Annotated in this window: 20 protein-coding genes; 10 read left to right on the forward strand and 10 right to left on the reverse strand. The window is 66.3% G+C overall.

Features of this window, described 5'->3' with window-relative positions:
- Nucleotides 1-70: 70 nt before the first annotated feature.
- A complete protein-coding gene (locus tag KX816_14195; protein ID QXQ05387.1) occupies nucleotides 71-400 on the reverse strand; it encodes a hypothetical protein in 330 nt (109 codons plus the stop codon).
- 254 nt (nucleotides 401-654) lie between these two features.
- Between KX816_14195 and KX816_14200 the strand changes: the two genes are divergently transcribed.
- A complete protein-coding gene (locus tag KX816_14200) occupies nucleotides 655-1,713 on the forward strand; it encodes a glycosyltransferase family 2 protein (GenBank protein ID QXQ05388.1) in 1,059 nt (352 codons plus the stop codon).
- On the opposite strand, the gene KX816_14205 is transcribed toward KX816_14200, so the two are convergent.
- Both KX816_14205 and KX816_14210 read right to left on the reverse strand, forming a co-directional pair.
- A complete protein-coding gene (locus KX816_14205) occupies nucleotides 1,646-2,239 on the reverse strand; it encodes a nodulation S family protein (GenBank protein QXQ05389.1) in 594 nt (197 codons plus the stop codon). The two genes, KX816_14200 and KX816_14205, sit on opposite strands and share 68 nt — an antisense overlap.
- Nucleotides 2,236-3,312 carry a hypothetical protein gene (locus tag KX816_14210; protein ID QXQ05390.1) on the reverse strand — a complete coding sequence of 359 codons (1,077 nt, stop codon included), beginning with the start codon at nucleotides 3,310-3,312 and terminating at the stop codon, nucleotides 2,236-2,238. The genes KX816_14205 and KX816_14210 overlap by 4 nt, the downstream gene beginning before the upstream one ends.
- A gap of 62 nt (nucleotides 3,313-3,374) precedes the next feature.
- Here KX816_14210 and KX816_14215 point away from each other — a divergent pair, with 62 nt between their 5' ends.
- Together KX816_14215 and KX816_14220 are read left to right on the forward strand one after the other, a co-directional pair.
- Nucleotides 3,375-3,992: a PIG-L family deacetylase gene (locus KX816_14215; GenBank protein QXQ05391.1), complete on the forward strand. Its 618-nt coding sequence runs from the start codon at nucleotides 3,375-3,377 to the stop codon at nucleotides 3,990-3,992.
- Between the two features lie 140 nt (nucleotides 3,993-4,132).
- Entirely contained in the window at nucleotides 4,133-5,329 is a 1,197-nt protein-coding gene (locus tag KX816_14220) for a HAMP domain-containing histidine kinase (protein ID QXQ05392.1), read from the forward strand.
- Between the two features lie 12 nt (nucleotides 5,330-5,341).
- On the opposite strand, the gene KX816_14225 is transcribed toward KX816_14220, so the two are convergent.
- The 3 genes from KX816_14225 to KX816_14235 form a co-directional block, all read right to left on the reverse strand.
- The gene (locus tag KX816_14225) at nucleotides 5,342-5,794 is read right to left on the reverse strand and encodes a response regulator (GenBank protein ID QXQ05393.1); all 453 of its coding nucleotides are present in this window, start codon (nucleotides 5,792-5,794) and stop codon (nucleotides 5,342-5,344) included.
- Between the two features lie 2 nt (nucleotides 5,795-5,796).
- Nucleotides 5,797-6,897 (reverse strand): PAS domain-containing protein, encoded by a 1,101-nt coding sequence (locus tag KX816_14230; GenBank protein QXQ05394.1) that lies wholly within the window; start codon nucleotides 6,895-6,897, stop codon nucleotides 5,797-5,799.
- Nucleotides 6,898-7,219: 322 nt separating this feature from the next.
- Entirely contained in the window at nucleotides 7,220-7,984 is a 765-nt protein-coding gene (locus KX816_14235) for an inorganic phosphate transporter (GenBank protein ID QXQ05395.1), read from the reverse strand.
- Here KX816_14235 and KX816_14240 point away from each other — a divergent pair.
- From KX816_14240 to KX816_14270, 7 genes are all read left to right on the forward strand, one after another.
- Nucleotides 7,956-10,616, forward strand: a complete 2,661-nt coding sequence (locus KX816_14240; GenBank protein QXQ05396.1) for an SMP-30/gluconolactonase/LRE family protein — start codon at nucleotides 7,956-7,958, stop codon at nucleotides 10,614-10,616. The genes KX816_14235 and KX816_14240 overlap by 29 nt on opposite strands.
- A 97-nt stretch (nucleotides 10,617-10,713) precedes the next feature.
- Nucleotides 10,714-13,749, forward strand: a complete 3,036-nt coding sequence (locus KX816_14245) for a TonB-dependent receptor (protein ID QXQ05397.1) — start codon at nucleotides 10,714-10,716, stop codon at nucleotides 13,747-13,749.
- Between the two features lie 31 nt (nucleotides 13,750-13,780).
- Nucleotides 13,781-16,792, forward strand: a complete 3,012-nt coding sequence (locus tag KX816_14250) for an SMP-30/gluconolactonase/LRE family protein (GenBank protein QXQ05398.1) — start codon at nucleotides 13,781-13,783, stop codon at nucleotides 16,790-16,792.
- A gap of 279 nt (nucleotides 16,793-17,071) precedes the next feature.
- A complete protein-coding gene (locus tag KX816_14255; protein ID QXQ05399.1) occupies nucleotides 17,072-17,752 on the forward strand; it encodes a class I SAM-dependent methyltransferase in 681 nt (226 codons plus the stop codon).
- Nucleotides 17,753-18,099: 347 nt separating this feature from the next.
- The gene (locus KX816_14260; protein ID QXQ05400.1) at nucleotides 18,100-18,318 is read left to right on the forward strand and encodes a hypothetical protein; all 219 of its coding nucleotides are present in this window, start codon (nucleotides 18,100-18,102) and stop codon (nucleotides 18,316-18,318) included.
- Entirely contained in the window at nucleotides 18,308-19,861 is a 1,554-nt protein-coding gene (locus KX816_14265; GenBank protein QXQ05401.1) for an oligosaccharide flippase family protein, read from the forward strand. The genes KX816_14260 and KX816_14265 overlap by 11 nt, the downstream gene beginning before the upstream one ends.
- A gap of 41 nt (nucleotides 19,862-19,902) precedes the next feature.
- Nucleotides 19,903-21,213 (forward strand): polysaccharide pyruvyl transferase family protein, encoded by a 1,311-nt coding sequence (locus tag KX816_14270; protein QXQ05402.1) that lies wholly within the window; start codon nucleotides 19,903-19,905, stop codon nucleotides 21,211-21,213.
- Nucleotides 21,214-21,287: 74 nt separating this feature from the next.
- On the opposite strand, the gene KX816_14275 is transcribed toward KX816_14270, so the two are convergent.
- The 4 genes from KX816_14275 to KX816_14290 are packed head-to-tail and all read right to left on the reverse strand — an operon-like array spanning nucleotide 21,288 to nucleotide 26,083.
- Entirely contained in the window at nucleotides 21,288-22,829 is a 1,542-nt protein-coding gene (locus KX816_14275; GenBank protein QXQ05403.1) for a DHA2 family efflux MFS transporter permease subunit, read from the reverse strand.
- Nucleotides 22,830-22,854: 25 nt separating this feature from the next.
- Complete coding sequence (locus KX816_14280) at nucleotides 22,855-24,141, reverse strand: efflux RND transporter periplasmic adaptor subunit (protein QXQ05404.1); 1,287 nt, start codon at nucleotides 24,139-24,141, stop codon at nucleotides 22,855-22,857.
- Nucleotides 24,141-25,586, reverse strand: a complete 1,446-nt coding sequence (locus KX816_14285) for an efflux transporter outer membrane subunit (protein ID QXQ05405.1) — start codon at nucleotides 25,584-25,586, stop codon at nucleotides 24,141-24,143. The genes KX816_14280 and KX816_14285 overlap by 1 nt, the downstream gene beginning before the upstream one ends.
- Nucleotides 25,583-26,083 (reverse strand): MarR family winged helix-turn-helix transcriptional regulator, encoded by a 501-nt coding sequence (locus tag KX816_14290; protein ID QXQ05406.1) that lies wholly within the window; start codon nucleotides 26,081-26,083, stop codon nucleotides 25,583-25,585. Before KX816_14290 ends, KX816_14285 begins: the two co-directional genes overlap by 4 nt.
- Between the last annotated feature and the right edge of the window lie 6 nt (nucleotides 26,084-26,089).

The following is a 26,089-nucleotide window of genomic DNA, read 5'->3' on the forward strand; positions in this document are numbered from 1 at the left end:
CTCCTTTGCCCCGTAGATCGCGCTTGAAATCCGCGCGTTTTGTCGTCCCGCGACGAGCACGGCCGCAGGCTCATCCAGTCTTCGCGGCCGGCACTCGGCCGAGTTCACATGCGGACTGCTGCGCGATCACTTCGACAGGCAGACCCTCGGCCCGCCTGACGATGTCGGCTGGCCGCTGACCGACGATCGCCGCCGCTTTATTCGACAGGGCCCGCGACTGGCTGAGTGCCTCGTCGATCGCTACGGCGGCCGACAGGCAGCGCTTGAACCGCGTACCGCCCGCAGCCTTCCCGAGCGCGGTCAAACGCACCGCGACGCTCGCCCCCAACACCGTCGGCGCGCCATCGAACAGGCAAACCTGTTTGTGCGCGTCGAATCCCTGCGAATTCCAAATCTGCATATTTGCTCCCCCGACAAGCAAGCGGATTTATCGACGGACTGCAATCAAAATATTCCAGAACAGAACAATATATTTCAATATCGCATTACCGTCGGCAGACGATCGATTGACGGTCGCTTTTGCACCGGGTCATCCGCACGCGCGGGCGGCTTGAGCGCTGTTCCAGTTCTTCGCGGGACACCGACCATGCCGACATTTCGGGGTGCAGGCCGACGCCCGCGAAACCCGGTTGTCGCCGCGGCGTTACGATCACGATGTGGCTCGCACGTGATCATCCAACGCTGCCCAACTTGCCGGCCGGGCAGCGCCGTCCGGTGGCCGTAGGCGTTCCCGCCCACAACGAAGCGGGCCAAATCGCCAGTTGCCTGGCCGCGCTCGATCTTGCCACTCAGCGCGCCGGCGTTCCGGTAACGGTCATCGTCGGGGCCAACAACTGCGTTGACGATACCGCGGAAAGGGCGCGGGCGTTCGCGTCGCGCGCGGCACAGGTCCTGGTCGCTGAGATCGTCCTGCCTGCCGAGCGAGCCCATGCCGGCGGCGCGCGCCGGCATGTCATGGACCTTGCCGCCGATTGCGCCGGGCCCGGCGGTGTCGTCATGACGACCGACGCCGACAGCGCGGTGGACGTCGACTGGATCGTTGCCAATCTCGGCGAGATCGCCAGCGGCGCGGATGCGGTGGCCGGGGTCATCACCTTTGACGCTGCCGCGCGCCAGACGCTGCCCGACCTTGGTCACCGTGCGGGAGAATGGCGGTTGGCCGCGCTCCATGCCCGGTTGGAAGACCTGATCGACCCGCGCGCGCACGACCCCTGGCCGCGTCACATCTGGGCGTGGGGCGCGAGCCTGGCGTTGACCGTCGAGACCTATCGCGCCGTCGGCGGCGTGCCGGTGGTCGCGCTTGCCGAAGACCGGGCGCTCGCCGACGCGGTGGACCGTGCCGGGCTTCGATTGCGCCGCAGCCACGCGCCGCTGGTGTACACCTCGGCGCGGCACATCGGCCGAGCCCCCGGTGGGTTTGCCGACCTGCTTGCCAGTCATGCCTCGACCACGTCACCGTGCGACGCGGCGCTCGAGCCGACGCGGGTGCTGCTACGGCGACTGGTCCTCCGCGCGCAGTTGCGGCTGGAAGCCGGCGCCCGGTTTCCGGTGCTCTGGGCGACTGTGGAGGCGACAACCCCGCGGCTGAAGCGACGTCGGCTCCTTCCGGCGGATCTGGCCCGTGAGGTCTGGCAGGCCGAGCGGGTTATTGCGGCGCTGGAACGGCGCGCAAGACATCGAGGCGATAGTCCTGCCGTCGCGCTTGCTGCGTAACCCGGGTCCAGCCTGCGACAGCCGCCAAGAACGTCGCGACCGCCGCGTCGCCGTTCAGCGGATAATCCGGCGTCGGCCCGAGCCAGTGCACAAGGATCAGGTCGGAACCGGGCGCGGCGACTACGCGGAGCCGGTCCGCAAGCCGGGCCAGTGTCGCCGGGTCGAAGTAGTAGAGCACCTCCGACAGCACGATGAGGTCGAAACTTTGCTCCGGCATTTCGTCGGGTATTCGGATCCGGGCGAATTGGACATGGGGCAGTGCGGCACAGCGCGCGGCGGCACGGTCGAGTGCCGCCTGCGCGACGTCGATGCCGAGGACGGTGTCGGCGTGCGCCGCGAGCTGCTCGGTCAGTACGCCGATCGAACACCCGAACTCGACCGCGGCGGCATAATGCTGCCGAGGCAGGGCGGCGACGGTGTCGGCGTATTTCTTGGCCTCATAGTCGCTGGTCTCGAAACGCCAGGGGTCGGCGTCGGCGGCGTAGAGCGCGTCGAAATAGCCGGGATCGCGGGCGTCGCCGGTCATGAGAGGAAACGCCCGCCGCGCTCTGCCAGCCATCTGGCGGCATGGTCGCGCGACGCATCGAGGAAGGGCTGGCGCAGGTAGGTTTCAAGATCACGCAGGCACCGGTCGAGCGGGTCGGGCGCGATGAACGTCGACAGGCCGACATTGCGGCGGGTCGCCTCGATCACGGTCAAGGCCGCCGTTTCGAAAGTGCCGCGGGCGAGATCGACGTAGGCGTCGATCGCCTCCGGGTCGACGTCGATCCGTTCCGCCCGCCGCGCGGCTTCGGCGACCAGCAGTCGCGCCGCTTCATGAGCGCCCGCAGCCACCGCGAACCGCGCTCGTGCCACTGGATCATCGCGCCGCAGCCGTTCGGCGTGCAGCGCCATGATGCGGTCGAGGCCGCCAAGCTGGACGGCGATCACCCGCCACGCCCCGCCCGAAAACCACGGGCTCCGGTAATAGTCGCCGGGGCCGCCGATCACCGCCGCGTCGGGCACCTCGACACCGTCGAAATCGACGCTCCCGGTCGTCGTCCCACGCATGCCCGAGGCGCGCCACACCGTGAGGTCGATCCTGACGGCCAGATCGCGGAGGTCGGGCAGCAGCATGAGTGTCTCGCCGTCGACGCGGGCGGTCACCACCGGCCGCCGGACACTCCCCGCCCCGGAACAGTGCACCTTGCTGCCGGACAGGAGGTAGCCGCCCGCGACCCGCGTGGCCGTGACGCCGCCGCCACGCTCTGCGTTCCAGACGCCGGAAATCCGACCGGCTGCGACCTCGTGTTCAAGGATTGCTGCCGCTTGCCCCCCGCCGTAGCGGTCGACCAGCTTGACCGCGTTGAGGTGGCCCTCGAACAGCCGTCCGACCGTCAGGCTCGCGCCGCCGATCGCTGCGAGTACCGGCAGCGCCCTCGCGTCGAGCAGGTCGACACACGCCAGGACGAATCCGGCCTCCACGAGGTCGACAATATCATACGCCGGGAATGCGGCGGCCGCATCGACTCCTTCGGCACGCCGCCAGATTCGGGCGGTGACCGCTGGCAGCGTCCCGTCATCGTCAGGAACGATTGGAAGCAGTTGGGCATTGCGCATCCGTGACGAACCCCCGCCGACCCGCTGCGTTCCGCCGAATTTTGGCAGGTGCGGTCTTGCGCATGACTGCAGGCCGCCGCCTCGTCGTGATTGCGCCGCATCCCGATGACGAGACACTCGGCTGTGGCAGCCTGATCGTGAGCGCGGTCCGTCTCGGCATACCGGTCGGCATCATTGCGCTGACCAACGGCGACGCCTCGCACCCGTCGTCGCGGCGCTGGCCCCCGGCGGCATTGGGCCGCCTGCGTAGCGGCGAGCAGCGCAGGGCCTTGGCGCGGCTGGGAGCGGGCGACGCGAAGGTCCGCCGTCTCGGCTGGGGCGATGGCCGGGTCGCGGGCGATGCGGATGGGCGTCGCTTGAGCCGAGCCTTGATCGCCCTGCGTGCCGGGGTCGTGCTGGTCACCTCGGACGCCGACCATCACCCCGATCACCAGGCGGCAGCGCGATTGGCGCGGGGAGCGGCGGGTCGCCTCGGTTTGCCGCTGGTGATCTACGCCGTGTGGTCGCGAGTGGACACCGTGCGACGCGGGTTCCGCCGCGATCGTGCCCGGAAAAGCTGGGCGATGGCTGCGCACCGAAGCCAGGTGGCTGGCTATATCGCGGACGATCCTGACGGCTTTCGACTATCGCCCGCTGCGCTGGCCAGCCTGATCGCCGGCCCTGAGCAATTCGGCATTTGAAACCGTACCGACTGGGAGTCACGCGGTGAAGACAGGCCGGAGTGGGTCACAGGATGATCCGAACAGTCATTCGGCGGGGCTACTCGAACCGCCGAGATTTGCTATACAATCCGCCACCCCAGCCCCATTGGGACGAGACCGTGAGTAGATTGTACAGCGACGTGACCGCGGTCCAGCAAATCGCGGCCGTACCGACGATCCTTGGCATTGCCTGCCGCACGACCGGCATGGGGTTGTCGATCATTGCGCGGGTGACCGACGAGAGCTGGACCGCTTGTGCCGTGCATGACTGCCTCGATGCAGATGTGAAGCCCGGAGACGAACTCGATGTCATGACGACGCTCTGCGGCCGGGTCGGATCGGATCGCGCCCCGGTCGTTATCAAGCATCTGGCCCCGGATGCGCCGATCCGCGATCAATTGTCCCCCGCGTTTCGTCGCTACCAGAGCTACATCGCGATGCCGATCATCCTTGGCGACGGCGAAGTCTTCGGGACATTGTGCGCGTTCGATGACCGGCCGATGGGCTCGTGCGACCCGACCGTTCTCGACACGTTTCGCCTGTTCGCCGAGTTGATCGCGTTCCATCTCGAAAGCAGTCGGCGCCTGGATGTCAGCGAAGCCGCCCTGCTCGATGCGAACGAGACCTCCCGGCTGCGTGACCAGTTTATCGCGGTACTCGGACACGACTTGCGCAACCCGGTCGCCGCCATCGAGAGCGGTACCCGATTGCTGGAAAAGAAGCCGCTCGATGTCCAGGCACTGCGCATCGTCGGCTTGATGCGGGACAGCGCCCGCCGCATGTCGCATCTGATCAATGACGTTCTCGATCTCGCCCGCGGCCAGCTCGGCGGGGGGCTGACGCTCAATCGTGCGAGCGAGCCGGCGCTTGGGCCGTTGCTGGATCACGTTATCGCCGAAATTCGCATCGTGTCGCCGACAAGGTCGATCATATCCGACATCTCGCTTGGTGAACCCGTCGCGTGCGACACGGCAAGGATCGGACAATTGCTCTCGAACCTGCTGGCGAATGCCATTGCGCACGGCGACAGCGAGGGCCCGATCGTCGCGCGCGCTCACACGTCCGACGGCGTCTTCACGCTGAGCGTCACCAACAGCGGCCCGCCGATCCCGCCCGGAATCGTGCCGATGCTGTTCAAGCCGTTCAGCCGCGGCGGTGACGGGTCGCCGCAAATGGGCCTCGGCCTGGGTCTCTACATCGTCGCTGAGATCGCCAAGGCGCATGGCGGCTTCATGAACGTCCAGTCGACCGATGCTAAGACGACCTTCAGCCTGACCATGCCCTGCGCGATGGCTTCGAGCTCGGGCATAGCCTGAGGCGGATCCCGTCTAGTGCTCTGCCCACGTCGCAGCAAAAGCCGGCGAGGCGTGGAAGCTGGACGGCTCCGGTGAGACCGGCGGCGGATCGAGGATGCCTTCTTCGAGGTAGCGCATCGCGGTGATCATCCCCGCGCGGCTGAACGGCTTGGCGACGACACCGTGCGCGCCGGCGAAACCCTCGGGTATCTTCCTGACATTGGCGGTGACGAACACGATGATCGCATCGGGCCAGTGTGCCTTGATATGCGCCGAGACCTCGAGGCCCGTCGATCCTTCGGCAAGATGCATGTCGACGAAGGCGAGGCTCGGCTCGATCGAGTCCGGAAGGTCCTGCACCTCACGCAGGCAAACCGCCGATGCGACGACCCGGTGGCCGACATCCTCGACGATGGATTCGAGATCCATCGCCAGCAGCGCCTCATCCTCGACGATCAGAACATTCAGGGGCATGTGCGAGGTCATCCCTATGCTGCCAAGGGGAAGCGGACCGAAACCCGGGTGCCGGTCGGTGCCGGGTGCCAGACCGTCGTCGCCTTTATCTGCCGCGACAGGCGATCGACCAGCGAACGGCCGATCGAGTCCGGGCGCGGCGCATCGACATCGAACCCCGGACCGTCGTCGTGCAGATCGATCAGCGCATGGCCATCGACGGCGCGGACCGTCAGGCTGAGCTCGCCGGCGCGACCGTCGGCATAGCCATGCTTGACAGCATTGGTGATCAGCTCGTTCAGCACCAGCCCGACTGCCGCCGCCTTGCCGGCGCCGATCTCGACCTTGTCGACCGTCGTCTTCAGCTTGATGTTCGATCGACCACTGGCACCGATAACATCATTGGCAAGGTTGCTGGCGAAGGCTCCGACGTCGAACCGGGTGATATCTTCGGACTGATACAGCCGCCGGTGCACCGTCGACAGCGCGTCGACCCGCTCGAGCATATTCTCGAGCGTTTGCTGTAGCTTGGGGTCCGGCAACGAGCGCGATTGCAGCCTGAGCAGCGACCCGATCATGTTGAGGTTGTTCTTGACCCTGTGATCCACCTCATGGAGCAAAGTCGTCTTGGCCTCGAGCGCCGCTTCGAGGTCAGCGGTCCGGGCATGGACGATAGCCTCTACCCGGACTTTCTGTTCGACCATCTTGTGCTGGGCATCGACCCGTTCGCTGACATCAAGCTGCGAGGCGAAAAAATACTGAACCGCGCCGTCGTCACCGCGCACCGGACTGACGTAGAGCGCATTCCAGAACGTCGAACCATCCTTGCGATAGTTGAGCAGATCGACGTTGATCGACTCCTCGGCCTGGATCGCAGCCCGGACTTTGGCGACGCCGGCAGGGTCGGTGTTCTCGCCCTGCAGAAAGCGGCAGTTGCGTCCGATAATCTCGGACCGGTCGTAACCGGTCAGGGTCTGGAACGCTTCGTTGGCGAATACAATTGGATGATCCGGCTTCCGCGGATCGGTAATCACCATCGGCATGCGGGTGCCGCGGATCGCTGCGGCGAATGGATCGCCGCGTCCGGGTTCGTGCCGAATGATTTCCGTCAGACGCCAGTCTTCGCGTTCGTCCACGCCGCCATACTCTCGCTATCCGGCGAGCCTGATCTGCCGCCGAGGTGCTGATTGTCGAGCTAAACACAGCCTTGGCGTGGCTCGTTCCGACTTGATCGAATTAAGCTGCTGCGCTCCCGGGAAGCGGGCAGGCACGACCCACCGTTCAGCGCCGGGTCTTCTCAGTTGATCTCGATTGATCGGCGCGAGCGCGATCGATCTGGAAGTCATATGGTCGGTACCGACTAATCGGCGGCAACGGCCACCATAGATTGCGCGCAATCACTGGCCGGTCAGTGCAGGACGGATCTGGCGCGCATCAGGTGAGTGACTGTCGAGCCCGTCAGCCGAGGCCCAGCCCACGGACCGCCGACAGGAATAGCGCGTAGAGCAATCCGGCAAGCACCATCGCTGCCGGCAGCGTCGTCACCCATGCCATGGCGATGTTGCGTACGGTGCTCTTCTGCAGCCCGGCACCATCGGCGACCATCGTGCCGGCGACACCGCTCGACAGGATGTGCGTCGTCGACACCGGCATGCCCTTGACCTGCGCCAGCAGAATCGTGCTCGCGGCAATCAGTTCGGCGGCGGCGCCCATGCCGTAGGTCAGGTGGGTCTTGCCGATCTTCTCGCCGACGGTAACGACGATGCGTTTCCAGCCGATCATCGTACCGAGCCCGAGCGCCAGCGCCACTGATACCTTCACCCAGATCGGGATGTAGCGAGTGCCGTCCTCGAGCAGCTTGCCATAGCTCTTGAGCTTCTTGTCGCCGCCGCCGGGATAGGCGCTTTTCGCCTTGTCCTCGTCCTTGGTCAGCAGCCGCAGCGTATCGTAGACGACGTACATCTCGTTGCGCAGGTTCTTGGTCGCTGCCGCCGGGACGTGCTTGATCGAGCCATAATTCTTCAGTTCGGCGACGATGTCGGACGAGACGCTATCGAGCGCGGCATAGACCTGCGGCGTGTCGGTCTCATGCTTGCGCAAGGCATCGCGCAAGGTTTCGCGGGCGGCGTCGACATCGGGCGTGGCGCCGCCGGACCGGGTTCGGAACACTGTCTGCGCCGCTGCCGACGCTTCGATGAACGCTGGTGTCGAGCTGTCGGGCATCGTGCCGGTGCCAACGATCGTGCCACGCGACAAGATCGTCCGCGACGCCAACTCCGGCACTTTCTATTCCTCGATGAGCAACATCGATGTCGAGATCGGCGCCCGCAATCCGGCCGCCGCCGCGGTCCGCTTCCGCATGGCGCAGCACGCTTTCCTCAGCCATATGGACTTCCGGCTAGGGTCCGGCTTCGCCGGTGTCTACCAGGCCGGCAACGTCATGAAGGACGTGCATTTCCATGGTGGCCGCTACGGCATCGTGTCTGAAAAGACCTCGCCCGCGTGGCAGTTCACGCTGATCGACGCGACCTTCGATGGGCAGCGCGACGCCGCCATCCGCGAGCACGAAGTCGACCTGACATTGGTCAACGTTTCGATCCGCGATACCCCGGTCGGGATCGACATCGACCGGGGCTACAGCGACTCGCTGTGGGGCAAGAACATCCGCTTCGAGAACGTCTCGCGCGCCGCCGTCGTCATCTCGAACGAGAACCGCGTCTTCACCCAAATCGGCTTCGACAACGCGCTGGCGTCGAATACTCCGGTGTTCGCGCGCTTCCGGGACAGCGGCAAGACGGTCCCGGGTAAGGGGCGCACCTACCGCGTCGCGGCGTTCAGCTACGGGCTGACCGTGCCGGCGCTCGGACAGGTCGGCACCTACCAGACCGACGCGCAGATCGTCGCACTGCCCGCCCTCCCCGCGCCGCTGCAGGCTGCGGTCCGCTCGACCCCGCCGATGGGCGAATGGACCAACGTCCGCACGCTCGGCGCGAAGGGCGACGGCAAGGCCGACGACACCGCGGTGATCCAGGGCGCGATCGACGCACATCGCGTGCTGTATTTCCCGGCCGGATTCTACGTCGTGACGGGTTCGCTGACGTTGCGGCCCGACACCGTGCTGATGGGCCTTCATCCGGCAATGGCGCAGCTCGTCGTTCCCGACAACGATCCCCGCCATGCCGGCGTTGGCCCGATAATCCCGATACTCCAGACCCCGCGCGGCGGCGACAACATCGTCTCCGGCCTCGGGCTGTTCACCGGGCGGGTCAACCCGCGCGCCTCGGCGCTGCTGTGGCGATCGGGCGCCAACAGCCTCGTCGAGGACGTCAAGATCATGGGCGGCGGCGGCACGCCGACTGCTGACGGCAAGCCGCTCGGCTCGCTCTCCAGCCGCGGCGGCGATCCGGTCGCTGAAAACCGCCTCGACGGCCAGTACCCGAGCATCTGGGTGACCGACGGCGGCGGCGGCACTTTCACCGACGTGTGGAGCCCGAACAGCTTCGCCTCGGCGGGCTTCTACGCCTCGGACACCAGCACGCCCGCGCACATCTACGAGATGTCGGTCGAGCATCATGTCCGCAACGAGATCGTCCTCGAGAACGTCCACAACTGGGAATTCCTCGCGCCCCAGACCGAGCAGGAAGTCGCCGACGGGCCTGATACGATCGCGCTCGAAATCCGCAATTCGAGCAACCTCCTGTTCGCCAATTACCACGCCTACCGCGTCACCCGGAGCTATCACCCGGCACGCGACACGGTGAAGCTGTTCAACTCGACCGACCTCCATTTCCGCAACCTCCACGTCAACGGCGAGAGCGGCTTCGCGACCTGCGAGGACCAGGGCTGCGGCACCTTCCTGCGGGCCGGCAAGTTCCCGTTCGAGAACAGCATCACCGACGTCACCAGCAAGCTGGAAGTCCGCGAGCGCGAGTTCGCCAGGCTCGACATCCTCGGCAAGCCTGCCGCAGTCGAGCCCGCCTGGCTCCCCGGCGGCGGCAAGGTCCGCAAGCTGGAGGACGGTTTCTTCTCGATCTCGGGCGCCACGGTCGGCCCGGACGGGACACTCTATTTCGTCGAGCACCGTTTCCAGCGCATCTGGAAGTGGACTGAGGCGGGCGGGCTGGAGATCGTCCGAGACCTCTCGCTCGATCCGGTCAACCTTGCCATCGACCGCTCGGGCAAATTGCTCGTGCTGTCGTCGCTGGCGCGCGAGGGTGCGGTCTATTCGGTCGACCCGGCTGGGCCGAAGGACCAGCTTACGCTGATCCCGCCGACCCCTGTCCATGCGCACCTGGAGGCGCAGACACTTCTCCCGGTCAACTGGTGGAGCAACGGCGAATTCCGTGACCAGTTGAACCACGACACCTATCAGTTCGCCACGCTCGCCGAGATGTTCGCCAGCGAGGCGGGCACTGCCAAGGCGCAGGAGTATGTGTCGCCCGACGGCAGCCTTGCTTTGCCGGCATTCCGCACTTGGCTGCAGGGACCGCTCGATCATGTCGGCTGGCGCTGGTCGAACTCGCTGGACGCCTACGGCCTGATCGGGGGCAAGCCCGGGCAGCGCGTGTTCGTCACCAACGGCTCGGAGAACGTCACTTACACCGGCACGGTCGGTGAAGGCGGCGCGCTCCGCGCCTTGAAACCCTTTGCCAACCGCGGCGGCGAGAGTGTCGCGGTCGATGCCAGCGGGCGCGTCTTCGTCGCCAACGGGCAGGTCTTCGTCTACGGCGCGGACGGTCGCGAAGCGGGCCGCATCGACGTACCCGAGCGGCCCCTGCAGCTGATCTTTGGTGGTGCCGACGAGGCCACGTTGTTCATCCTGACGCACCACGCACTCTACGCGGTCCGGCCATGAAAAGCGGACCCATCACTACGCCGATCCCGGGAACACGGGACGGCCGCCGACGGAACATCGGCAAGCGCTTCTAACAAGCACGACAGGGGAGATTGACATGGGCACGACGACACCGACCAACCGGAACCAGCGCCTCCACATCCGCCGCACCACGAGCCTCGCCGCGATCGCAATAGCGGCGCTTGCCGGCCCGGCCTTCGCGCAGTCCCCGCCCGCTTCGCCGGCAGGCGATGTGCCGGCTTCGACCCAGAGCGCCGACCCCGCCGCCCCGCCGGCGCTCACCGGCTCCACCGGCACGGCGCGCGAGACTCCTGCCCCCGAAAGCGACATCGTCGTCACCGGCTCGCGCATCATCTCGAGCGGCTACACCGCGCCGACCCCGACCACGGTGATCGGCGAAGCGCAGATCAACGCCAACGCGCAACCCAATATCTTCAACACCATCGCTCAGCTGCCGTCCCTGCAGGGCTCGACCGGCGCCGCGACCGGCACGTTCAGCACGTCGAGCGGCACGCAGGGCCTCAGCTCGTTCTCGCTCCGCGGTCTCGGCCCGATCCGCACGCTCACCCTGCTCGATGGCCAGCGCGTCGTCGGTGCGAACGTGACCGGCGTGCCCGACATCAGCATGTTCCCGCAGTTGCTGATCAAGCGCGTCGACGTGGTGACCGGCGGTGCCTCCGCCTCTTATGGTTCTGATGCCGTCGGCGGCGTCGTCAACTTCATCACCGACACCCGCTTCGAGGGCTTCAAGGGCAATATCCAGGGCGGCATCACCACCTACGGCGACAATGCCCAAGGCCTCGTGCAGGCGGCCTACGGCAAGGCGTTTTTCGACAACCGGCTGCACGTGATCGTCAGCGGCGAATACGACCACGAAGACGGTGTCGGTGCGGGTGATTTCGGCACGGACCTCGCAAAGGGCCGCGATTGGTACCGTGCCACGACGCTGGTCAACACCGGGCAGACCAACAACGGGTTGCCGCAATTCAACTACCGCGACTATGCGCAGCCGTATCAGTACGCCCGGTACGGCCTGATCAACAACGGCCCGCTGCAGGGCATCGCGTTCGACAAGAGCGGCACGCCATACAACTTCAACTACGGATCGGGCGGGCAGCCGCTCGGCAATGGGCGGGTCAGTGGCTGCTATCCCGGCAACAGCTTCTGCGTCGGCGGCGACCTGACCGGAGCCCCCGGGTCCGGGGCATCGCTCCAATCCGCGCTGGAGCGCATCGACGGGTTCGGCCGGATCGGCTATGATTTTGCCGACAAGAACGAGGTCTACCTGACCGTCAACATCGCGCAGGTGAAGACCTCCAACCAGCCGAGCCCGGGCTACAACCGGCCGAACCTGACCGTTCAGTGCGCCAATCCGTTCTTGCCGCAGTCGATCCGGGACCGCTGCGTCACGGCCGGCATCACCGCGTTCAACTTCGGGACCAGCAACGGCAATTTCCCGGACCCGAAGGTCTCGACCGACCGGCGTCAGTACCGCTTCGTCGGCGGCCTCAAGGGCGAGTTCGACCTGATCGGCTCCGACTGGAGGTACGACGCCTACTACGAGCATGGCACCACGCTGTCGGACATCAACGTCGACGATATCGTGCTGCAGAACCGTTATGTGGCGGCGACCAACGCGATCACCCTCAACGGTGCGATCGTTTGCGCCGATGCGGGCGCACGCGCCGCGGGTTGCCAGCCGATCAACATTTTCGGCGGTGCGGCCCCGTCGTCGGCGGCGTTGGCTTACGTGACGCCCGCGAATGGACCATTCCAGCACACCAAGCTGACCCAGGACGTCGCCAGCCTCAACATCTCGGGCGAGCCGCTGCAACTGTGGGCGGGCCCGCTCGCGGTGGCCTTCGGCGGGGAGTATCGCCGCGAAGCCTATCATGTGAACGGCGATCCGTACGGCGCGGGTGTATCGGATATCAGCCCGAACAGCGCCGACTACCCGGCGGACCCGCTGCTCAACTCGACGTTGGGGAGCAACTGGGCGGCCGGCAACTACAAGAACGGCCACGGCAAATACGACGTGTACGAGGGCTTCCTGGAGCTTAACCTGCCGCTGGTCGACAGTGAAGCGCTGGGCCGCGCGAATCTGAATGGTGCGGGTCGCGTCACCCACTACAGCACCTCGGGCACCGTCTGGGCGTGGAAGATCGGCGGGACTTGGGACACGCCGGTCGACGGCATCCGTTTGCGGGCCGTAACCTCACGCGACGTCCGCGCACCGAACCTGTCGGAGCTGTTCGCGGCGCCGACCGTGACGACGCTGCCGAACTTCAGCAACCCGTTCCAGAACGTCGCGGTGCAGGCGTTTCAAAACACTGTCGGCAATCCCAATTTGAAGCCGGAGATTGCCAGAAATACCGAGGCCGGGATCGTGCTGTCACGTCCGTCGTGGCTGCCGGGCCTGAGCCTGTCGTTCGACTATTACAACATCAAGCTGAGCGGCGTGGTCTCGACGTTGTCGGCCGACCAGATCGTCCGCTTCTGCTTCGAGGGCAACCAGGCATTTTGCGGTGGCTTCGTGCTCGACAGTCCGCAACAGGGTGGCAATTTCATCAACGTCCAGCCGTTCAACCTCGCCTCCTGGAAGACCAGCGGCTTCGACATCGAGGCAAGCTACCAGTGGGACAAGCCGTTAGGGCTGCCGGGCAGCTTCAGCGTTCGCGCCCTTGCCACGCACGTCAGCAAGTTCCTGGTCAATGCAGGGATCAAGGGCGTGGCCACGGTCGACCAGGCCGGCGCCAACAACGGCAACACGCCGGACTGGAAAGGACTGGTCATCCAGAGCTACAGCAACGACGATTTCAGCCTGACGCTGCAGGAGCGCTGGTTCAGCAGCGGAACCTTCGGCAACCAGTATGTCGTCTGCCAGACCGGTTGCCCGGCATCGACTGCCAATAACCCGACCGTCGACTACAACAAGATGAAGGGCGCGCTCTACGTCGACGTCGGCGGATCCTACAACATCCGCCCGCAGGTCACCGCCTATTTCAAGGTCGACAACGTCTTCGACCACGACCCGGCAGCTGCGCCGCAAACCAACACCGGTCTCGACGTCAATCCGGCGCTGTACGACACCCTCGGCCGGACGTTCCGTGCCGGCGTCCGGTTCAAGTTCTGACCGGCTCCCGGCCCGGCGGGGGAGTGTCGGCGTGAAGCAGTGGCTAGCGGGCTGGTCGGCGGCACTGCTCGTCACGTCGCAAGCGGGTGCGAGCCCGTCGGCGCTGACGGCGATCCCCGCCGACGCACGCGCGGTCGTCGTCAGCGGTGTCGGCAACGGCATCGCCGACGATGCGCCGGCGATCCAGCGGGCGATCGACGCCGCTGCCGATCGTGGCGGCGGCGGCATCGTGTTCCTGCCCTCGGGCAACTACCGGCTCGGCCAAACTCTCTTCCTGTGGCCGGGCGTGCGCCTGTTCGGGGCTGGTGCAAAGCGTCCCGTACTCAGCTTGAAGGCTAACAGCCCGGGCTTCCAGCGCGGCATCGCCAACATGGTGATCTTCGCCGGGGCCCGGCGTGATCCGGCGCGGCCGGTGCCATTTCCGCCGCCCGGCAGCATGCCCTTCGACAAGACCATCGCCGACGCCAATCCGGGCACCTTCTACTCGGCCTTGAGCAACATCGATTTCCGCATCGGCGCGGGTAACCCGGCAGCGACCGCGATCCGCTTCCACGCCGCCCAGCACGCCTTCGTCAGCCACGTCGACTTCGACATCGGCTCGGGGCTGGCCGGTCTCTATCAGGTCGCCAACGTCGGCGAAGACCTGCACTTCAAGGGCGGCTGCTACGGTATCCTGGCTGAGAAAACCTCCCCCGCCTGGCCGTTCTCGCTGATCGATTCGACCTTCGAAGGACAGCGCGACGCCGCAATTCGCGAGCACGAGGCCGGGCTGACACTCGTCAACGTCGCCATCCGCGACGTTCCTGTCGGCATCGAGATCGACCGCGGCTACGGCGACTGGCTGTGGGGCCAGGACGTTCGCTTCGACAATGTCCGCAAGGCCGGCGTCGTCATCTCGAACGAGGGCAACGTCTACACCCAGGTCGGATTCCAGAACGTCGCCGCGACCGGCACGCCAGTGTTTGCCCGCTTCCGCGACACTGGCCGCACCGTTCCCGGCATAGGATCGAGCTACACGGTCGCCGCCTTCAACTACGGCCTGACGCTGCCCAGTGTCGGCCAGATGGGCCGCTACGCGACGCGCTTCGATGCCGCTCCGGGCACGGTGCCCGTCGTCCCGCGCATCGTCCGCCCGCTGCCACCGGTCGCCGACTGGTTCGACGTCCGTACCCTCGGTGCCAAGGGTGACGACCGCACCGACGACACCGCCGCCCTCCAGCAAGCGATCGACGGTCACCGCGTCGTCTATCTGCCGGCGGGCTTCTACCGGGTCAGCGATACGCTGCGGCTGCGGCCCGACACGGTCCTGATCGGCCTTCACCCGGGCCTGACGCGGATCGTACTGCCCGACAACACCCCCGGCTATCAGGGGGTCGGAGCCCCCAAGGCACTTGTCGCCTCCGCCGCTGGTGGCGATGCCGTCGTCACGGGCATCGGCCTCGACACCGGCGGCATCAACCCGCGCGCCACCGCCTTGCTGTGGACCGCGGGCGCACAATCGCAGGTCACCGATGTCAAGTTCCAGGGTGGCCACGGCACCGACCGCTTCGATGGCACCCGCGAGACACCCTACAACGCCAATGGGACCGGGGACGCCGACCCGGCCAAGCGCTGGGACGCGCAATATGCCAGCCTGTGGATCACCGCCGGCGGGGGCGGCACGTTCGTCAACCTGTGGAGCCCCAGCAGTTTCGCCAACCCCGGTATCCTGGTCTCGGACACGCAGACTCCAGGCCGCATCATCCAGGCCTCGGTCGAGCATCACGGCCGCACCGAGATCGCCCTCAACCGCGTCGCCAACTGGGAGCTGATTGCCCCCCAGACCGAGGAAGAAGCCGGCGAGAGCGGCGACGCGGTCGCGCTCGAGATCCGCGACTCCCGCAACATCCTGGTCGCCAACTTCCACGCCTACCGCGTCACCCGCTCGCGCAAGCCCGCAGCGGCGGCGGTAACGCTGTACAATTCCAAGGACATTCGCTTCCGGAACCTCCACGTGAATGCCGAGAGCGGCCTCGGCACCTGCGACGAAAACGGCTGCGCTACGTTTCTGCGGCTCAGCAAATACCCCTTCGAGAATGCGATCCGCGACGTCACCCACGGCCTCGACGTGCGTGAGCGCGAGTTCGCCGTGCTGGATATCCCCGCCAACCCCGCTCCCGTGTCTCCCGCGGTGTTTGGCGGCCGGGTCGAAAAGCTCGCCGACGGTTTCTTCTCGATCGGCGGTGGCGTGGTCGACGCGCAGGGCGTGCTCTACTTCGTCGATCGCCGCCAGCAGCGCATCTACAGCTGGTCGTTAGAGCGTCGGCTGGAGATCGTCCGCGACGCCGCGCTGGACGCGGTGAACCTTGCGGTCGACCGGAGCGGCAATCTGCTCGTGCTGTCGTCCGACGGCCGCAACGGCACGGTCTACAGCTTCAAGCCCGGCAGTCCCGACGCCGAACTCCGTGTCATCCTTCCTACCCCCGTCGCCGACCACGGCGCCGCTGCCACCGTCATACCGGTCAACTGGTGGACCAACGGAGAATTCCAGGACCAGATCGACCCGCACACCTACCAGTTCACGACGCTGGCCGAGATGTTCGCGCACTACATCGCGGTGCCGAAGCCTCAGGAATATCTGTCCCCCGACGGTAGCCTCGTGCTTCCAGCCTTCCGGGTCTTCCAGCAAGGCCCAGCCGACTTCCGGGGCGCGCGTTTCTCCGACACGCTCGATAGCTACGGCTTCATCACCGCCCGGCCCGGCGAACGCGTGTTCGTGACCAATGGCTCGGAGAACCGGACCTACAGCGGCAAGGTTGGCGCGGGCGGCGGCATCACCGGGCTGCGCGCCTTCGCCGATCGCGGCGGGGAGAGCGTCACCACGGACGGCGAAGGCCGCGTCTACGTCGCCAACGGTCAGGTCTTCGTCTACGGCAAGGACGGCGCGGAGGTCGGACGCATCGATGTACCGGAACGTCCGCTCCAGCTGCTGTTTGGCGGCCCTGCCAGGGACACGCTGTATATCCTGACGCATCACGCCCTCTACGCCTGGACGCCGAAGTGACGACCGCGCCGCCGCCGGGTGCATCGATGAAGAAATCACCAGATCTAGAGCGATGTGTTTTCAAGAAAACGCGAAACCTCAAAACACCATCAACGATGAGTTAAGTTGTTTCCGGCTAAGATACGACAAGATCACGAAATCCTGGCTTCTAAATGAGAGAGCCCCTTTGAGAAAGGGGGTCGCGCTAAGCGTCGCCGAAACGGACTCGATCCGGATAACGGTGCCTGATCGCGCGAGAATGGGGTTTCGCGATGTGTTCGATTTCAAGCGGAGGCGTTGGTGCGGGCGATTGAAGCTGACTGGATCTGCAAATCCTTGCTTGCGCTGGGGCCTGAAAAAGCCTCGCCGGTGGCAAATCTCGGTTCCTCGACCGGGTGGTTCCGATCGGTAAAAAAGCCGCATATCGAACAGCGTCTGCTGAAGCCGCTCCGGGACGCCGGCTTCGAAATCCTTCATGTCGATCTCAAGGAAGCCGAGGGCGTCGACCTGGCGGGCGATCTTTATGATGAGACTGTAAGGACGATGCTCCAGAGCCGAGGATTCCGCTCGGCGATTTTTTCGAACGTGCTCGAACATGTCCCCGACCCAGCGACACTCGCGGCCATGACGGAGGAAATCGTGGCGCCAGGGGGATATCTGCTGGTGACGGTCCCGCGGGCGTACCCCTATCATCCCGACCCGATCGATACGCTGTTCCGTCCGACGCCTGACGAACTCGTTGCACTTTATCGCCACTGCGACGCACTCGAGACGGTAGTCCTTACCGATGGTACGCCCTTTGATGACGAGCGAGCGCTCGGCCTTGCACACGTGGCCTTGATGCCGGTGCGGTGGGCGTGGCTGATCGGGAGCGGGCTGTGGCGACCGCAGATCGCACGGGCGTGCATAGCGCGCATCATGCACATGCTCCGGCCGGTGGCGGTGACGTGCGCGTTGCTGCATCGACATCGCCCCGCCTGACGGAGGCTGCTTCGCTCCACGGCATGCCATCGTGGCGACCTTTACGGCGGGCCAGAAGACGGTTTCCCGACTGGCCGCCACAGAGTCTGAAAGTCGTCACAATACGAGAATGGCCATATGGCGAAAGTCTTAACATCGGTACTTTTTGTTAGTACTATGACGCAACGATTTGAAAAGCTGCTGGACTAGTATTTATTTATCGTCAGATGGTGATCATCTCGTCTCTCTTAACAGATAGGTAATCGACCCGCGCTATTTCCAGTCTGGGCACAGAGTGGAAGAGTCGGCATGGCGGGCCAGAGCTACGTACGCGATCAAGTTGAAGCGTGCGTCACGACAGAAATGATATGGCGGCTGCATTGATTATTGATGCAACGCTAATCCGCAGCCGTGGCGCACTTCGCCACGCACCGCGTATTGCTTTAGATGCGTCGCGGATTGCTCTAAGTGAATTAATACTGGCGTATCTGATCGCAGTCTCAAACGATGCAAACAACCAGCGGCGACTGCGATCAACTTCGGACTCCGGCCGCATTGTAAACAATGTCAGTAATCGTGACGGCTAACACGAGCGGCCAGAATACGATCGCCCGCGGCGCGTCGCATAGCGTGGCGGGCATCGTCGCTCGCGGCGGTAGTTGGATGATCGGCGCGCGCCTGATCAGAACGCTTGTCACGATACTGGGCATGATCGGCCTGGCACGGCTTCTGACACCCGCGGATTTCGGAATTGTCGCTATCACGTCGACCGTGACGGTCCTGTCGCTCGTCGTCATCGAAGGCGCGATCGACTACCCTGCCCTGCGCCACGACGGCCTCACACGCGATGACGTTCAGAGCATGATCTGGGCCGCGCTGACGATCATCGTGCCATTCGCCGCACTCCTTTACTTCCTCGCCCCCGTGATCGAGGCGACCCTGCATTTTCCGCAGCTCGCCGGTGCACTGCGCGGTGTCATCCCGGTCATCCTCCTGCAGGTCTTCTTCGTCACCGGCAGCGCCCTGCTTCGTCGCCAGCACCAGTTCAGGACCGCCGCTTTGGTCTCGGTTGGGTCGGTAGCGATCTACATGGCGCTCGCCGTCGTCCTGGCCGCGCTCGGCCACGGCCTGTGGAGCATCATAATCGCGCAGAACATCTCGATGGTGGCGGCAGCCTTCTTCCTGATGCGGCGAACCGAGATTGGCCTGCGCTGGCCAGGCCGCTTCTCGCTGGCCGCCATCGGCCAGGTCGGTGCCTACGGCGTCGCGACGCGGATTCTGGCTTGGCTGTGGACGTCGATCGATACGATTGCTGTCGCCGGGATGCTCGGGCCGGGGGCGGCGGGCCTGTATACGCGTGCCTATAATATCAGTGTCCAGCTCAAGGAACCGTTCAGCGCTCTCGATGTGCCGACCCGGCAGGCGCTGATCGCCGTCCGCAACCGCGACGGGCAGGTCGCCGCCCAAGCGCTCCTGATGCTGCGCCTGGTCACGTTTGGCACGGCCGGGACCGCGGCTCTGTGCGCGGTGCTGCGCGAGCCGATCGTGCTCATTCTTCTGGGCGGCCAATGGCGGGCGTCGGCGTCGGTCCTCGGGATCCTGATCATCGGGCTACCGGCCCGGGTCGCGCTGATGTTTTTCGACGGGCTTGCCACCGTCGCCGGTTCGATGCCGAACATGTTGCTGCGCCACGGTGTGCTGTGCATCGCAATCGGCGGTGGCGTCTTCTTCGCCGCACCCTACGGCATCAACGCGGTCGCCTTGCTCGTTTGCGCAGCCGCCTATTTCGCGCTGACCCTGCCCGCCCGCGAAAGTGAGCGCGCTCTCACCGGCGGCCGGCTGGCACTGCTTGGCGCCATGCTCCCCGGTCTCGCGTCCGGTGGCGCGCTGCTGGCCCTCGGCGAATTCGTCCTGGTCCCGCTCGCCGGCGGCAACCGCTGGGCAGCACTTGCCATAATGCTTCCTGCCGGTGCGCTGTTTGCCCTGCTGGTCGCCGCCGCGCTGCCGGCACACTGGCTGCCCTACGCGCTTTGCAAACGGCGCCAGGCGCTGTTCGGCCTTCGCTGGCGCGCTAAGCAGGCCCCGATCTTCAAACCTGCCGCGACAGAACCGACGGCTGGCATTCCGTGATGCCAGTCGGCCAAGCCCTGCCTGAACCCCGAGGAGCGATTATGCCCGACTACCACGCTGCTCCAAACGCTGCCGATCAAGAGATCGTGCTGGTGACGCGGCTGCATACCAAGAATCAAGGCAACCAGGCGCTGTCCGTCGTCTGGCGTGACCTTCTTGGCAGTTGCTTCCCGACCCACGCGGTGCGGCCCATCGAGCGCAGTCCTGCCTATTTGAAACGCTTCCGGGTCGGAAGATTCGCCTCTGTCGCCGACCCCGTGGCGGCGTTCGATGCGGTCGCCCGCGGGTTGGTGGCCGAACTCCCGGCCGGCGCTCGCGAACGGCCGCCGATCGATCCGGCGATCCGCCACGACACCCGCATGGGCCAGACCGTGCGTTTCCGCGCCTTGCGGCAGGCGCTGGCGTTGCGGAGCCGGCTCTCGACCCTCGGGCTTGCCAAGACGGCCTATCTGGAACGACTTGCACTGTTTCAGGGTGCTGCGCTGGTCGTCGTGAATCCGGCGGGCGAATTCATGGCCGAGGCGACCGACACGCCGATCGGATACCTGCTCGACATCCGCTGCGCCCAGTTGCTCGGCATACCGACCGCCGTCGTCAACCTGAGTTTCGAGGTCACGGATCCAACGGTGCGCCGCCTCTCGGCGCATGTCTTCGATCACTGCGACCTCGTCGAGCTGCGCGACAAAGAAAGCCAGCATGAGTACGCCGCCGCCGGGGGCAGCGGCGTGCCGGTCGTGCTGCCGGATGCCGCCTTGTTGACGAAGCCACCTTCCAATCCCGGATTCCGCGCGACCAAAGGCTCGGTAGCGCTGGCGATCAATGGAATGCAGCTGCACGATGCCAGGCTCGAGCCCGAGTGGGAGGCCTTCCTGGAGCGCTTGCTCGACCGCGGCGTGACACCGACGCTGACCAGTAACGAGTGGTCCACCGATGCGCCACTGTGGGCTCCTGTGCTCGCCAGGCAGAAGATCACCGCGGTCGGTCAGAACAAGGACTACCGCGCCTACATGGAGATGCTGGGGGGTTTCGAAATTGTCGTCAGCAGCCGCCTGCACAGCTGCGTCCTGGCCATGCTGGCCGGCGCGGTCGTCGTGCCCCTCGAACTCGGAACGTTCAAGCTGACCGGATTTTTCAAGGAGGCCGGTTTCAGCGACCTGCCGATCCGCCTTGGCAGCCCGGGCTGGGAGGACGCTGTCCTCGCGCGGATCGCCACGATCCAGGCTGACCCGGAGGCCGCGCGCGCGGCCCAGTCGACCCGCCGTGACGCGGCTCGGCGGGCTCTGCACGAGAATCTCAGCGACGCCCTCCGCAGGCTCGAGATTGCGCCTATTCCTGCGGCGCGAGCAGCGTGACGGCGGCAGTCTATCGACCGCTTTCGAAGAGGTAGGCGCCCAAGTGTGCAGAGCTCTCAGAGGCGCAGTACCCCTCAGTCCGCCGCCACCGGCCCGCTCGGCGGCCGTGGCCGGCGCACGAGCCAGACCAGTCCGACCAGCACCAGTGCCACCCATGCGCTGAGCCGCGAGATGTCGTTCATCGCGAGCAGGTAGGCCTGGTTGACCATCAGGCGGGTCACCGCCGCCGCGCCCTGGGTCGCGCTCGTGCCGAGGTGGGACAGGCCTTCGAGGACGCTGTTGTAGCCGGGCGCATAAGCGGTCATGCCCTCCGACAGGCGGCTCTGGTGGAGGGCCTCGCGGCGGTCCCAGCCGGTCGTCACCAGCGACGCCGCGAAGCTGCCCGAGGTGATGCGCGCGAAGTTCGAGATGCCCGATGCCGACGGCAGGCGCTCCGGCGGGATGCCGTCGAGCTGGATGTTGAGCATCGCCAGGAAGAAGGTGCTCATCGCAACGCCCTGCACGAGCAACGGGATGACCAGTGTCCAGAAGCTGGCATAGGTCGTGAACTCCGAGCGCAGGTAATAGGACAGCGCGAACGCGCCGAAGGCGACGCTGGCGAGGATGCGCGCGTCGATCTTGCTGCTCAGCCTTGCCACGAATGGCGTCAGCAACACTGCGACGATGCCGCTCGGGGCGGCGACCAGCCCGGCCCAGGTCGCGGTGTAGCTGAGCTGGGTCTGCAGCCACAGCGGCATCAGCAGCGTGTTGCCGAAGAACATCGCGTAGCCGAGGCTGAACGCAATCGTGCCGAGCGCGAAGTTGCGCGACTTGAACAGGCTGAGGTCGATCGCGGGATGCTCCTCGGTAAGCTCCCAGATCAGCCATGCGACGAAGGCGACGACCGCGGTGATGGCGCTGATCGTGACCGTCGTCGAATTGAACCAGTCGTGATTCTTGCCAAGGTCGAGCATGACTTGCAGCGCACCGACCCAGACCACGAGCAGCCCGAGGCCGACGGTGTCGATCGGCAGCTGGCGGGTCGGGGTCTCACGGGTGCGGAGCGAGCGCCAGCTGAAGAACGCCGCGAAGATCCCGACGGGCACGTTGATCAGGAAGATCCAGCTCCAGTGGTAATTGTCGGAAATATAGCCGCCGAGCACCGGCCCCATGATCGGGCCGACGAGGGTCGTGATCGACCACACCCCGAGCGCGGTGGAGCGCTTGTCCGCGGGGAAGATCGAGATCAGCAACGCCTGGCTGCCGGGAATCATCGGGCCCGAAACCGCACCCTGTAGAATGCGGAAGGCGACCAGCGAGCCGAGGCTCCACGCGATGCCGCACAGGAACGACGCGACGGTGAACAGCAGCACCGACACCGTGAACGTGCGGACGACCCCGTAGCGGCCCATCAACCAGCCGGTGAGCGGCACCGCGACGCCGTTGGAGACCGCGAACGAGGTGATCACCCAGGTGCTGCTATCCGAGCTGACGCCGAGGTTGCCGGCGATGGTCGGTAGCGAGACGTTGGCGATGGTCGTGTCGAGCACCTGCATGAAGGTGCCGAGCGCCAGCGCGAACGCGGTCAGCCCGAGAGCCGCGCCGGTCAGCGGCGGCATCGGTGCACGACTGCTCATGCGCTATGTCCGAGCCGCCGCCCGCTCATCCGCTGTGCCGCGCTGAGTTCGCCGCGACGATGCGCCGGATTTCAGCCTCGACAGCGGGGCTGGTGCCCTGGCTCTCCTGGCTCTGGAACTTGCCGACGGCGGGGCGCGCGAGCAGATTGCCCGAGACGTCCGCGGTGTCGACCGTGACGTCGACCGAAAGCCCGATGCGCAGCGGCTTGCGGTCGAGCTCGCGCGGGTCGAGGGCGACGCGGACCGGCAGGCGCTGCACGATCTTGATCCAGTTACCGGAGGCGTTCTGCGGCGGCAGCAGCGCGAACGCGTTGCCGCTACCCGCGCCGAGCCCGATGACATGGCCGTGATAGACGGTCTTGCCGCCGTACATGTCGCTGGTGATCGTCGCCTTCTGGCCGATGCGGATGTCGCCGAGCTGGGTCTCGCGGAAGTTGGCGTCGACCCAGACCTTGCGGAGGGGCACGACGGCCATCAGGGGCGTCCCGGCCGCGACCTGCTGGCCGAGCTGCACGGTGCGCTGGGCGACGACGCCGTCGACCGGCGCCGTGATGTGCATGTGGCCTCGGGCGATGGCGGCGTTCCGGTAGCGCGCGATAGCCGCCAGCACCGCCGGATTGTTGGCGACGGTGACGCCCTGCACGGTGCTGCGCGCCTGGGCGACGCGGCTCAGCGCCAGCCGCAGCGAGGCGCGCGCGGTGGTCACCGCGTCGGCGGCGTGGGAGACTTCCTCGCCCGAGACCGCGCCGTCGGCGGCGGCACCCTTGCGGCGGGTCAGGTCGTTCTGCGCGCGCGAAAGCTCAGCCTGCGCCTGCGCGACGCCCGCTTGCGCCTCGTCGACCTGCGAGACATTGGCACGGGTCGAGCGAACCGCGCGCGCCAGCTCGGCGGCGGCGGACGACAGGTTGATGTCGGAGGTGGCGGGATCAAGGTCGATCAGCGGTTGGCCCTGGCGCACCGCCTCGGTGTTGTCGGCGTAGAGCGCGACGACGGTGCCGCCCTCGCGGCTGGTGATCGCAACGACGTCGCCCGCGACATAGGCGTCGTCGGTCTCCTCCACGGCGGGCGCGAAAAACAGCGCGTGGACGCCGTAGGCGACGGCCGCGATCAGCAGGACGATGCCGAGGACAGCGAACAGCCGGCGGCGCAGCCGGCCTTTGGCCGGGTCCTTGGCGGGCGGCGCGGCGGCGACCGGGGCCGCAGTTGCAGGCGCGGCGGCAGGCGGCGTCGGCACGACCTGCGGGGCCGCGGGAACGGCGGCCGGCTGATCGTCGACGTCGTCGGCGACCGGGCGGGGTCCTTGGTTGTCCATTAGCGTCTGGCCTCGATCGGGGATGGTGTCGTCGCGGTCGCGGTGGCGACGGTGTCGGGTTGGAAGCCGCCGCCGAGCGCGACGATCAGCTGGACGCGGCGGAGGATGCCGTCCGCGGCGATATTGATCGCCGCTTGCTGCGCATCGAGAAGCCTCGTCCCCGACGCCAGGATATCGAGTTGCGAGCCGAGGCCCGAACTCGTCCGCCGCTCGTCGAGGCGGACGACGTTCTGCAGTGTCGCCACGAGGCGGGCCTGCTCGGCGGCATCGGCGCTCGACGTCCGAACCTGCGAGATCGCATCGGCGGCATCGCGGACGGCGCGCAGCACCGTCTCGTTGTAGTCGGCCGTGGCGATATCGAGGTCGGCAGTGGCGCTCTGATAGTCGGACCGCAGCTTGCCGCCATCGAAGATCGGCAGGTGCAGCGACGGCCCGATGCCCCAGGTGAAGGCCCCGCCGGTAAGCAGCGAGCCAAGGCCGATCGACTGGAAGCCGACGTTCCCGAGCAGGTTGATGTTCGGGTAATAAGCCGTGCGCGCGACCTTGCGGCCCGCAACCGCGGCGTCGATCCGCGCCAGCCCGGCGATCAGGTCGGGACGCCGACCGAGCAGGTCGGCGGGCAACGTCGTCGGCAACGGCAGGGCCGCGTCGAGGTTGATGTTCGCGGGCTGAATGGTCGGGTAATAGTCGGCCCCGCGACCCGCCAGCGCCGCGAGGGCATGGACGACGACCTCACGCTGCCCCTGGGCGCGCAGCCGCGCCTGCTCGGCCTCGGTCAGCAGCGTCTCGGCGGCACGAATATCGAAGTTACTCGCGAGCTGGTTGCGGATACGCGACTGGACCAGAGAAACGCTGCGCTGGCGCGACGTCACGAAATCGTCGGCGATCCTCGCCAGCCGCTCAGCGCGGACCAGCTCGATATAGGCCTGGGCGACATTGGCGGTCAGCGCGAGACGAGCCGCAGCGACGTCGATCGCCGCGGCCCGCGCGCTGCCCCGGGCCTGATCGACGATGGCCGCCTGATGACCCCAGAAGTCGAGGTTCCAGCTGAACTGGCCGAGCGTGCTGCCGACGAAGCGATCGGTGCCACCGTAAGGCGGCGGGATGATATACTTGCCGCTGAGCCGCGTGCGCTGCTCCTGGCCGTCGAAGCTGACCTGCGGCCGGCCCTCGGCGCGACGTCCAGTGACCGCCGCATCGGCGAGGCGGACACGCGCCAGCGCTTGCGACAGCGTCGGGCTGCCCGCGAGCGCATCGGCCATGATGCGATCGAGCTGCGGATCGCCGAGCGCGGTCCACCAGGTGTCGGTGATGACCGGGCCCGCGGTATCGCCGAGCCCGACGGCGGCTGCGGGCAGTGGCGTGAGTTCGGGGCGGATCGAGTTCGGCGCGCAACTGGCAAGTGCTGCTGCGGCGATGCCGAGGGTGGCGATGCGGAAGATCATGCGGACACCCGCTCAGCCGCGGCTTCCCGGGCTTCGAGTGCAACGACCAACCGCGACAACAGGCTGATCAACGTCACGACCTCGGCCTTTTCAAAGCCGTCGAGCGCGTCGTTCCAGACCCCGAGCACCAGCGGCGTCATCGCCTCGAGCTGCTCGCGACCGGCTTCCGTGACGGCCAGGCTGACGATCCGGCGGTCCTCGTGCTCACGTTCACGCTCGACCAGGCCGCGCGCTTCGAGCTGATCGATGAGCCGCGTCGTAGCGCCGCTGTTGTGGCCGATCTGCCGCGCCAGACCGGCACAGTTGTCGACGAGGTTGTGACGAAGCATCGCAAGGGCGATCCAGTGCGTCATGTTCAGCTCGCGCCCGACAAATCGCCGGTCGATCTCGGAGGTCGACGTCTTGGTGATCCGCTTTATCAGATAGCCGATCGAGCGCTGCGGCTCGAACGTATCCAGCGCGTAAAATGGTTCGGTCATAGCTGCCTTGGCGGTCACTGCCTA

This window comes from Sphingosinicellaceae bacterium (assembly GCA_019285715.1).
Lineage (GTDB): Bacteria > Pseudomonadota > Alphaproteobacteria > Sphingomonadales > Sphingomonadaceae > Glacieibacterium.

What these genes read in the sequence shown, in the direction of transcription:
- KX816_14215 (QXQ05391.1), top strand. Translation starts at nt 3,375, where the DNA reads ATGACTGCAGGCCGCCGCCTCGTCGTGATTGCGCCGCATCCCGATGAC.
- KX816_14285 (QXQ05405.1), bottom strand. Translation starts at nt 25,586, where the DNA reads ATGATCTTCCGCATCGCCACCCTCGGCATCGCCGCAGCAGCACTTGCC.
- KX816_14260 (QXQ05400.1), top strand. Translation starts at nt 18,100, where the DNA reads ATGGCGGCTGCATTGATTATTGATGCAACGCTAATCCGCAGCCGTGGC.
- KX816_14225 (QXQ05393.1), bottom strand. Translation starts at nt 5,794, where the DNA reads ATGACCTCGCACATGCCCCTGAATGTTCTGATCGTCGAGGATGAGGCG.
- KX816_14200 (QXQ05388.1), top strand. Translation starts at nt 655, where the DNA reads ATGTGGCTCGCACGTGATCATCCAACGCTGCCCAACTTGCCGGCCGGG.
- KX816_14275 (QXQ05403.1), bottom strand. Translation starts at nt 22,829, where the DNA reads ATGAGCAGTCGTGCACCGATGCCGCCGCTGACCGGCGCGGCTCTCGGG.
- KX816_14210 (QXQ05390.1), bottom strand. Translation starts at nt 3,312, where the DNA reads ATGCGCAATGCCCAACTGCTTCCAATCGTTCCTGACGATGACGGGACG.
- KX816_14205 (QXQ05389.1), bottom strand. Translation starts at nt 2,239, where the DNA reads ATGACCGGCGACGCCCGCGATCCCGGCTATTTCGACGCGCTCTACGCC.
- KX816_14245 (QXQ05397.1), top strand. Translation starts at nt 10,714, where the DNA reads ATGGGCACGACGACACCGACCAACCGGAACCAGCGCCTCCACATCCGC.
- KX816_14195 (QXQ05387.1), bottom strand. Translation starts at nt 400, where the DNA reads ATGCAGATTTGGAATTCGCAGGGATTCGACGCGCACAAACAGGTTTGC.
- KX816_14280 (QXQ05404.1), bottom strand. Translation starts at nt 24,141, where the DNA reads ATGGACAACCAAGGACCCCGCCCGGTCGCCGACGACGTCGACGATCAG.
- KX816_14240 (QXQ05396.1), top strand. Translation starts at nt 7,956, where the DNA reads ATGAACGCTGGTGTCGAGCTGTCGGGCATCGTGCCGGTGCCAACGATC.
- KX816_14270 (QXQ05402.1), top strand. Translation starts at nt 19,903, where the DNA reads ATGCCCGACTACCACGCTGCTCCAAACGCTGCCGATCAAGAGATCGTG.
- KX816_14235 (QXQ05395.1), bottom strand. Translation starts at nt 7,984, where the DNA reads ATGCCCGACAGCTCGACACCAGCGTTCATCGAAGCGTCGGCAGCGGCG.